The organism is Stenotrophomonas sp. STEN029 (assembly GCF_056760015.1).
In genome coordinates this window covers 1-8,844 of the sequence record NZ_JBRREC010000133.1, presented here as the reverse complement: position 1 = coordinate 8,844, position 8,844 = coordinate 1, and the positions used below count along the sequence as shown (strand labels likewise).

Below are 8,844 nucleotides of genomic sequence, written 5' to 3'. Positions count from 1 at the left end.
CACCGGAGCTCGCGACATTGCGATCCGAAAGTGCGCTTGCTTCGCGGCTTACGCCGCTCCTACAGGTTTGGGACCTTGGTAAAGCCTCTGCCGAGCATGGCTCGGCACTACTGGTCGGGAATGCCGGTAAGTCCTCTGCCGAGCATGGCTCGGCACTACCGGTATCTGGCATGGCGTAATCTCTGGGCCACTATCCCCGGATCAATCCCCATGCCTGTGCTCCTCGCTGTGCCGCTGGCGATACTGGTGTTCGTCGCGATCATGTTGCTGCTGATGCCGCTGTCACTGTGGCAGCGCGTTCGCAGTGGTGGCGCGCGCCGACAGGCGCGGCCCTGGCTGATCACCTTCAATTTCTGGGCGACATTGGTATCCACCTGTCTGTTCGCGGTGTTCGTCGGCATCGCCGGGTTCTGGTGGGCTGGCGCCTGGTCCTACGCGGCACTTGGTTGGCTGGCCGGTCTGTTGGTCGGCGTGCTCGGCCACTACCTGACCCGCTTCGAGGCCGGTCCGGAGGCGCTGCATTACAAGCCCAATACCTGGCTGGTGCTGGCGTTGACCGCGATGATCGTCGTGCGTGTGGTCGCCGGCGTGGTACAGGGCTGGCAGGCATCGGTGAACGGCGTGCCGTGGCCGGACTCGGGCTGGCTCAGCCATGCCGGCCTGCTGGCGATGGCGGCGCTGCTGCTCGGTTATGCAGGCATGTACGCCTGGCTGCTGCGGCGCCGGGTTCGTCACCATCAACGCTATCGGCAGTTTGATCGTAGTCCGCGCTGAGCCTGTATCCGATGGCAGGCGGAGGCTGTCCCGGCTAGTCTGATGCAAGCAGATACGGAGACGCTTGATGGGTGTGCTGCAGTTCTTCGGGCGCCGCTTGGCGCACTTCCTGGCGCAGCCACGCGCCAACCAGATGCGGCCGTCGACCAGCGACCCCGCAATGCTGCTGCGCACGCTGCGTCGTGGCGATGTGCTGCTGGTGGAGGGCAATAGCCGCTTCTCCACCGCCATCAAATACCTGAGCCAGTCCACCTGGTCGCATGCGGCGCTGTATATCGGCGAAGAGCCGCTGCTCGAAGGCGGCAAAGCGCAGCCAATGCTGATTGATGTCGATGTGGAGCAGGGCGTACGCCGCATCCCGTTGACCGAATTCGCCAACCAGCACACCCGTATCTGCCGTCCGCAAGGCCTGTCACCGGCAGTGGTGGATCAACTGGTCGGCTTCATGCGCGCACGCCTGGGCTATAGCTATGACCTGAAGAATGTCTTCGATCTGGCGCGATTCCTGATCCGGCAGCCGCCGGTGCCGGGGCATATGCGCCGGCGCCTGATTGCATTGGGCAGTGGCGAGCCAACCAAGGCGATCTGTTCAACCCTGCTGGCGCAGGCCTTCGAATCGATCCGCTACCCGATCCTGCCGGAGATCGAGACGGTGCTGGCGCAGGTGGGCGGCGCCGAGCAGTCGCAGGAGATCCTGCACATCCGCAACTACAGCCTGTACACGCCGCGCGACTTCGATGTGTCGCCGTTCTTCGACGTGGTCAAGCCGCGGCTGCAGCACAACTTCGACTACCTGGCGCTGCAATGGAGTGATGACGGCAGCCCATGATCACTCCCTCCCTTGCCCCGAAGGGGCCGGGGAGGGTTGGGGAGGGGTAGCTCTTGCTTCTGCTGTGGTAGCGATCAGCTACGTTCCAAAAAAAACACGGGCCGCGAACGGCCCGTGTTTCATTTACAAGCACTGCATTGAATCTACAACGGTACTGCCAGGAACGTTGTCGCTTAGAAGCGTGCACCCAGGCCGAAGCCAACGGTCCACGGATCCAGCTTCAGCTCGCCAGCGTTCTGGCCAGCGACGCGCAGGTCAGGACGTGCGTGCATGTAGCGCGCATCGGCGCGGGCAAACCAGGTCGAGTTGATGTTCATGTCAACGCCGACGGTGCCGATCGCGCCCTTGGCGGTACCCACACCAACGTGGTTGCCGGTGCTGCTCAGGCCGTCGATCTTCTCGTTGCTGAAGTTCGACTCGTAGTAACCCAGGCCGACGAACGGACGGAACACGTTGTCCGCCTGGCCGAAGTGGTACTGCGCGCTCAGTGCAAGCGGCTGCTGCTCGACGCTGCCGACCTTGGCGCCACCGTCGGTGCGCACGCGGTGATCGAACTTGTCAGCGGCACCCCACAGCTCAACGGCGAAGTTGTCGTTGAAGTAGTAGCTGGCGCTGATCGTCGGTGCCGGGCCGCCATCGACCTTGCCAACGCCGCCGATCGGATCGTTCTTCGGCTGCAGCAGGCTGATGCCACCAACCACGGCAAAATGCTTGCCGGATGCGGTATCGCCATTGCCATCCTGTGCGAAGGCGGTGGAAGACAGCGCAAGTGCGCCGAGGGTGGCAAGGCTGAGAATTTTGATGGAACGCATGAGTAACTCCTCGTGTTGCGATCGGGACTACGTTGTTATCAAGGCCCTCGTTGCGGGGCGAGGTCACCCTAACGATGGCAAGATGAATCGCTCTAAACGCGGGGATATTTCAGTGCCTTTGCGTTCAGCGAAAAATCGGGGAGATCCCATGCGCACGATGTTTCGCAGAGAAATTCCGTTCACGATCTTGTGGAGCATGTGATGAGTGCTGATGTATTGCAGGGCTTGCCCGCGCAGGTGACTGCAGCGTGTCGTGTATTGGTGCTGGGCTCGATGCCGGGTGCGGTATTGCTGCACGAAGCACGTTATTACGCGCATCCGCGCAATCGCTTCTGGCCGGTGATGGCGGCGCTGTGCGGCTTCGACGCGCAGCTTGCGTATGCGCAACGATTGCACTGCCTGCAGCAGGCCGGTGTCGGCTTGTGGGATGTGATCGGGCAGTGCCAGCGCGCCGGCAGCCTGGATACAGCCATCGTCCGTGGCAGCGAAGTGCCCAATCGCATTGCGGAGCTGTTGGCCGACCTGCCGCAGCTGCGGGCAATCGCCTGTAATGGCGCTGCGGCACACACTGCGTTCCAGCGATGGATCGCACCGGCTTTGCCGCCTTTGGCGGCTGCGCTACCGGTGCTGGCCCTGCCATCGACCAGTCCGGCCAATGCGGCGTGGTCACTGCAGCGCCTGACTGGGCAGTGGCAGGCGCTGCAACCGTGGTTGAATGCGCCGAATGCGGTGGTATCGCCTGCAACCAATGGTTTGGCCGACTAGGACAGGCAAGACAGCCGACACGTCGCAAAGCAGGGCGTTGAGCCGAAATTCCGGCCGTCACGGCGCGCGTGGCGTGGCCTTGTCCGGGGACATACGCAGGCGAATTCGCTTGTAGCGGTTGGCGCTGCGGCCCGCTAACGCCACAATAGGGGATTCCCTCATTTGTTGCTGGAGTAGTTCATGGCCGAAATCAAGGAAGCACTTGTCCCCGATATCGGTGACTACAGCGACATTCCGGTGATCGAAGTGCTGGTCGCGGTTGGCGATACGGTCAAGAAGGACCAGGGGCTGGTCACGCTGGAATCGGACAAGGCGACGATGGAAGTGCCGTCAGCCTACGCCGGTGTGGTCAAGGAGCTTAAGGTCAAGGTTGGCGACGGCCTGTCCGAGGGCAAGGTCGTGGCCCTGATCGAAGTCAGCGAAGAGGCCGCCAAGCCTGCCGCCGCTGCCGCTCCGGCAGCCCCTGCCAAGGTCGAAGCCGCTGTCGAGACTGGCACCAAGGTCGAGCCGGTGGCGGTTGCCCCGGTCGCCGACAAGCTGGCCCAGCGCGAAATCGCCCAGGAAGACGTGGTCACCACCAGCAAGCCGGCCACCCCGCCGGTGCAGTTCAACGCCGAAGGCGTGCTGCCGGCCAATGTGCCGTATGCCAGCCCGGCCGTGCGCGTGTTCGCCCGTGAACTGGGCGTGGACCTGCAGCAGGTCAAGGGTACGGAGAAGGGCGGCCGCATCACCAAGGGCGACGTGCAGAAGTTCGTCAAGGGCGCGCTGTCCGGCGGCGTTGCTGCCAGCGCTGGCGCCCCGGCGGCGGTCGGCGGCGGCCTGAACCTGCTGCCGTGGCCGAAGGTCGACTTCAGCAAGTTCGGCGAGACCGAAGTGGTGCAGCTGTCGCGCATCAAGAAGATCTCCGGCGCCAACCTGGCCCGCAACTGGGCGATGATCCCGCACGTCACCCAGTTCGAGCAGGCTGACATCACCGATCTGGAAGGCCTGCGCGTGGCCCTGAACAAGGAAAACGAGAAGGCCGGCATCAAGCTGACCATGCTCGCCTTCCTGATCAAGGCCAGCGCCGCCGCGCTCAAGCAGTTCCCCGAGTTCAACGCCTCGCTGGACGCCAGCGGCGAGAACCTGACCCTGAAGAAGTACTTCAACATCGGCTTTGCCGCCGATACGCCGAACGGCCTGGTCGTGCCGGTGATCCGTGACGTCGATAAGAAGGGCGTGGTGCAGATCGCCCAGGAAACCGGCGAACTGGCCAAGAAGGCACGTGACGGCAAGCTCGGCCCGGCCGACATGAGCGGCGGCTGCTTCTCGATCAGCTCGCTGGGTGGCATTGGCGGCACCGCCTTCACCCCTATCGTGAATGCGCCGGAAGTGGCCATCCTCGGCGTCTCCAAGTCGTCCATCCAGCCGGTCTGGAATGGCAAGGAATTCGCCCCGAAGCTGATGCTGCCGCTGTCGCTGAGCTACGACCACCGCGTCATCGACGGCGCCCTGGCGGCCCGTTTCACCACCTACCTGTCGCAGGTGCTGGCCGACATGCGGCGCGTGCTGCTGTGATGCCAGTGGCGCCGCGATGCGCCCTGCTGACGCTGGTGCTGGCCACCCTGGCGGGCCCGGCACTGGCCGCCAGCCAGTGCCTGCCGGTGGTCGGTGAGGGTTGGCCGCCGGCGGTGGGCAACTACGGCCAGGCGGCGACCAGTCTGCTGGGCGGCCAGGCCGAAGACGGCCTGTCGCTGCTGGTGCTGCCGGCACGTGGGGTGGAGTCGCAGGTGCTGCTGCGCCGCGATGCCGCCAACGGGCAGTGGATGGTGCTGTCCGGCTCGGCCGACAGGCGCATCTACAGCTGGAACACCACCGGCGGTCGCGGTGGCGTCAACCTGCAGCTGGACCAGGAGCCCGAGTTCGCCCAGGCGCCGTTGCCCGATGCACTGGCGCAACGCCTGGTCGAGGTTTGGGGCAGGGCCCTGGCGTCGTCCGAAGTGGCGGCGCGGGCGCCGGTCACCGATGGCGAGGTGCTGTCCTTCACCGTCAACGGCGAGCGTTACAGCGGTCAGCGGCCGGCCTGCGGCCAGCTTGAAGCGCTGCAGGAACAGGCGGCGCTGCTGATCGAGCTGGCCCATAGCAAAGACAAAAAATACGAGAAGCGTTACGCCAACATCGAACGCGCGCTCGACAAGATGCATGACCGGTTCGTCGGCGAAGCCGGCTGAGCCCACAGGAGAAAACAATGGCGACGATTGAAATCAAGGTTCCGGACATTGGTGACTACAACGACGTGCCGGTGATCGAGATTCTGGTGGCCGTGGGCGACACGGTGAAGAAGGACCAGGGTCTGGTCACGCTGGAGTCGGACAAGGCCACGCTGGAAGTGCCGTCCTCGGCTGCGGGTGTGGTCAAGGAAATCAAGGTCAAGCTCGACGACAAGCTGTCCGAGGGCGATGTGGTGGTGATCCTGGAAGCCGAAGGCGAGGGTGCTGCCCCGGTCGCAGCTCCGGCACCTGCCGCCGCACCTGCGCCGGCTGCACAGCCTGCCGCTGCCGCCGCTCCGGCAGCCGTCAGCGCGCCGGTTGCTGCTGCGCCAGCCGCATCCGGCCCGATCGAGGTCAAGGTGCCGGACATCGGTGATTACCAGAACGTGCCGGTGATCGAGATCCTGGTCGCCGTCGGCGACACGGTGAAGAAGGACCAGGGCCTGGTCACGCTGGAATCGGACAAGGCCACGCTGGAAGTGCCTTCGTCGGTCGATGGCGTGGTCAAGGAAATCAAGGTCAAGCTGGACGACAAACTGTCGGTCGGCGACGTGGTGGTGGTGCTGGAAGGCGCTGCCGGCGCCGCACCTGCTGCCGCCAAGGCGGCCCCGGGCAGCAAGCCGCCGGTGACCCCGTCGCACCGCGCGCCGGATCCTGCGGTCGCCGCCAAGGCGCTGCCGTCCAGCGGCCGCACCGCCGACATCGAGTGCCGCATCGTGGTGCTGGGCGCAGGCCCGGGCGGCTATACCGCTGCCTTCCGTGCTGCCGACCTGGGCATGGATACCGTGTTGATCGAGCGTTACGCCAGCCTCGGCGGCGTCTGCCTCAACGTCGGCTGCATCCCGTCCAAGGCGCTGCTGCACGCCGCTGAAATCATCGACCACGCCGCGCATGCCGACGAACTGGGCATCGAATACGGCGCACCGAAGATCAGCCTGGACAAGCTGCGCGGCTACAAGGAAAAGGTCGTCGGTCAGCTGACCAAGGGCCTGGCCGGCATGGCCAAGCAGCGCAAGATCCGCACCGTGCATGGCCTGGCCAAGTTCATCTCGGCCAATGAGCTGGAAATCGTCGGCGACGACGGCAAGACCCAGCTGCTGCGCTTCGAGCAGTGCATCATCGCCGCCGGTTCGCAGGCGGTGAAGCTGCCGAACTTCCCGTGGGAAGACAAGCGCGTGATGGACTCCACCGACGCACTGGAACTGGCTGAAGTGCCGGGTTCGCTGCTGGTTGTGGGTGGCGGCATCATCGGCCTGGAAATGGCCACCGTGTACAGCGCCCTGGGTTCCAAGGTGACCGTGGTCGAGTTCATGGACCAGCTGATGCCGGGCGCCGACAAGGACCTGGTCAAGCCACTGGCTGATCGTTTGAAGAAGCAGGGCATCGAGGTCCATCTGAAGACCAAGGCGTCCGGCGTCAGCGCCGATGCCAAGGGCATCACCGTGACCTTCGACGCCGCCACCGAAGGCGAGAAGCCGGCGATGGAAAGCGGCACGTTTGATCGCGTGCTGGTTGCCGTCGGCCGTTCGGCCAACGGCAAGAAGATCGATGCCGACAAGGCTGGCGTCGAAGTCACCGACCGTGGCTTCATTCCGGTTGACCGGCAGATGCGCACCAATGTGCCGCACATCTTCGCCATCGGCGACATCGTCGGTAACCCGATGCTGGCGCACAAGGCCACGCACGAAGGCAAGCTGGCGGCCGAAGTTGCCTTCGGCGAGAAGAAGGAGTGGGTGGCACGGGTGATTCCGTCGGTGGCTTACACCAATCCGGAAATCGCCTGGGTTGGTGTCACCGAGACCGAGGCCAAGGCCAAGGGCTTGAAGGTTGGCGTGGCCAAGTTCCCATGGGCGGCCAGCGGTCGCGCGATTGGTATTGGTCGCACCGAAGGCTTCACCAAGCTGATCTTCGACGAGGAAACCCACCGCGTGATCGGTGGTGCCATCGTCGGCGTGCATGCCGGTGAGTTGCTGGCCGAAATTGGCCTGGCTATCGAAATGGGTGCGGAGGCCGAAGACATCGGCCACACCATCCACGCACACCCGACCCTGAGCGAGTCGGTAGCGATGGCCTCGGAGATCTACGACGGCACCATCACCGATCTGTATATCCCGAAGAAGAAGTAATCGCAGATTGAAAAGGGCCGCATAGCGGCCCTTTTCTTTTGTGTGTGCCAAGCGGTGACATGCGCCATTTGGGAGCGGGCGTTTTGTTGTAGGAGCGGCGTAAGCCGCGAAGCTGACCATCCTGCAGTACAAGGTCCATCTGCAATTGCATGATTGCAGTTGCAGGCAATCGCAGGGTCGGATGGCATGCGAGCTTCGCGGCTTACGCCGCTCCTACAAGTTTGCCGCCCCTGTAGTGATAGTCCGCATGCAGACCTAGAACGACAAACTCACACCCGCAACCGGACCCTTGAATTCCTGTTTCAGGCCGATCACGCCGTCACTGCCTTTCTGGTCAACATCCAGCTTGAACCAGTCATAGCCGGCGAAGATGCCGAAGTTCTTGTTGACGTTGTACTGCACGATCGCGTTGGCACGGCTCAGGTCGCCTTCGTAGTCATCGAAGTTGCCCCAGCGTGTGTTGAGGTACTGGCCCTGCAGGTTGATCAGCCAGTTCTCCGAGGGGGTGAAGGTCAGGCGTGCGCCAACCACCGGCGCGATGCCATCGGCTTTCTCGTTGAGGAAGCGGCCCTGGTAGACATCGCCTACATCGGCGTAAGCATCGGCGCTGATCTTTGCGTATTCGGCGCCGAGCTGCAGGCCGAAATCGAAACGATCACCATCGACCACCGAGTAGTCGTAGACCAACGTTGCGACCTGGTACTTCAACTCGCCCTTCACGAAGCTGCCTGCGGGTACCGTGGTGTCACCCCAGCTGATGCCTTCGTCCAGCGTCTCGCGGCGGTCCTTGTCGTACTTGAAGTAATCGAAGATCAAGCGCTGGCGGTCGCTGATGCGGAACAGGCCATCGATGCGTGGCTCCCATTCCTTGCCGCCCAGGCTGAAGTCCTCCGACAGATCCACGCCCTGGCCGGCAACATTGGTGCTGCCGCGGATGGTGTTGTCGGTATCGATGTTCATCGCGCCCAGCCGCAGGGTGAAGCGCGGATCGCCTTCAGCGGCGTGCGCGGCCTGCGCGTGGACCAGAGCGAGTGAGAGTGCGCACGGAGCAAGTGCGAGAATGAAGCGGTGATTGCGCATGCCATTGCCTGCTTGTTGCTTTGGAGCAACTGACCATCGCCGATTCGATGTAGAGAACGGTGAGCGCAGCGTGCAGACAATGTGTAGACGCGGATCAATTGCGGTGGGGGGGGGGGGCCCCCGCGGCGGGGGCGCCCCACCCCCCCCACCGCCCCCCCCCCCCACCCCCCCGACGGGCTTGGGGAGCAGCGGGGGGGAGGGCCCGCGGG

At 64.0% G+C, this 8,844-nt stretch carries 8 protein-coding genes; 6 read left to right on the top strand and 2 right to left on the bottom strand.

All coding sequences use genetic code 11. From position 1 onward, the window contains the following. The first annotated feature begins 210 nt into the window (after positions 1-210). Together ACVOLI_RS19555 and ACVOLI_RS19550 are read left to right on the top strand one after the other, a co-directional pair. On the top strand, positions 211-774 hold the full coding sequence (locus ACVOLI_RS19555; protein WP_481615654.1) for a CcdC protein domain-containing protein: 564 nt from the start codon (positions 211-213) through the stop codon (positions 772-774). Positions 775-841: 67 nt separating this feature from the next. Further along, entirely contained in the window at positions 842-1,603 is a 762-nt protein-coding gene (locus tag ACVOLI_RS19550) for a YiiX/YebB-like N1pC/P60 family cysteine hydrolase (protein ID WP_481510643.1), read from the top strand. Positions 1,604-1,776: 173 nt separating this feature from the next. On the opposite strand, the gene ACVOLI_RS19545 is transcribed toward ACVOLI_RS19550, so the two are convergent. Continuing rightward, complete coding sequence (locus tag ACVOLI_RS19545) at positions 1,777-2,415, bottom strand: OmpW/AlkL family protein (protein ID WP_481615653.1); 639 nt, start codon at positions 2,413-2,415, stop codon at positions 1,777-1,779. Between the two features lie 201 nt (positions 2,416-2,616). Between ACVOLI_RS19545 and ACVOLI_RS19540 the strand changes: the two genes are divergently transcribed. From ACVOLI_RS19540 to lpdA, 4 genes are all read left to right on the top strand, one after another. Then, positions 2,617-3,180 (top strand): DNA-deoxyinosine glycosylase, encoded by a 564-nt coding sequence (locus ACVOLI_RS19540; RefSeq protein ID WP_481615652.1) that lies wholly within the window; start codon positions 2,617-2,619, stop codon positions 3,178-3,180. Positions 3,181-3,360: 180 nt separating this feature from the next. Then, positions 3,361-4,737: a dihydrolipoyllysine-residue acetyltransferase gene (locus ACVOLI_RS19535; RefSeq protein WP_481615651.1), complete on the top strand. Its 1,377-nt coding sequence runs from the start codon at positions 3,361-3,363 to the stop codon at positions 4,735-4,737. A 5-nt stretch (positions 4,738-4,742) separates the two neighbouring features. Next, positions 4,743-5,390, top strand: a complete 648-nt coding sequence (locus ACVOLI_RS19530) for a hypothetical protein (protein ID WP_481615650.1) — start codon at positions 4,743-4,745, stop codon at positions 5,388-5,390. Positions 5,391-5,407: 17 nt separating this feature from the next. Beyond that, positions 5,408-7,555, top strand: coding sequence for a dihydrolipoyl dehydrogenase (gene lpdA / locus ACVOLI_RS19525; protein WP_481615649.1), 2,148 nt, complete (start codon positions 5,408-5,410; stop codon positions 7,553-7,555). A 255-nt stretch (positions 7,556-7,810) separates the two neighbouring features. Here the strand turns inward: lpdA and ACVOLI_RS19520 are convergent, their stop codons facing one another. Continuing rightward, positions 7,811-8,635, bottom strand: coding sequence for a hypothetical protein (locus tag ACVOLI_RS19520; RefSeq protein WP_481615648.1), 825 nt, complete (start codon positions 8,633-8,635; stop codon positions 7,811-7,813). Positions 8,636-8,844: the final 209 nt, after the last annotated feature.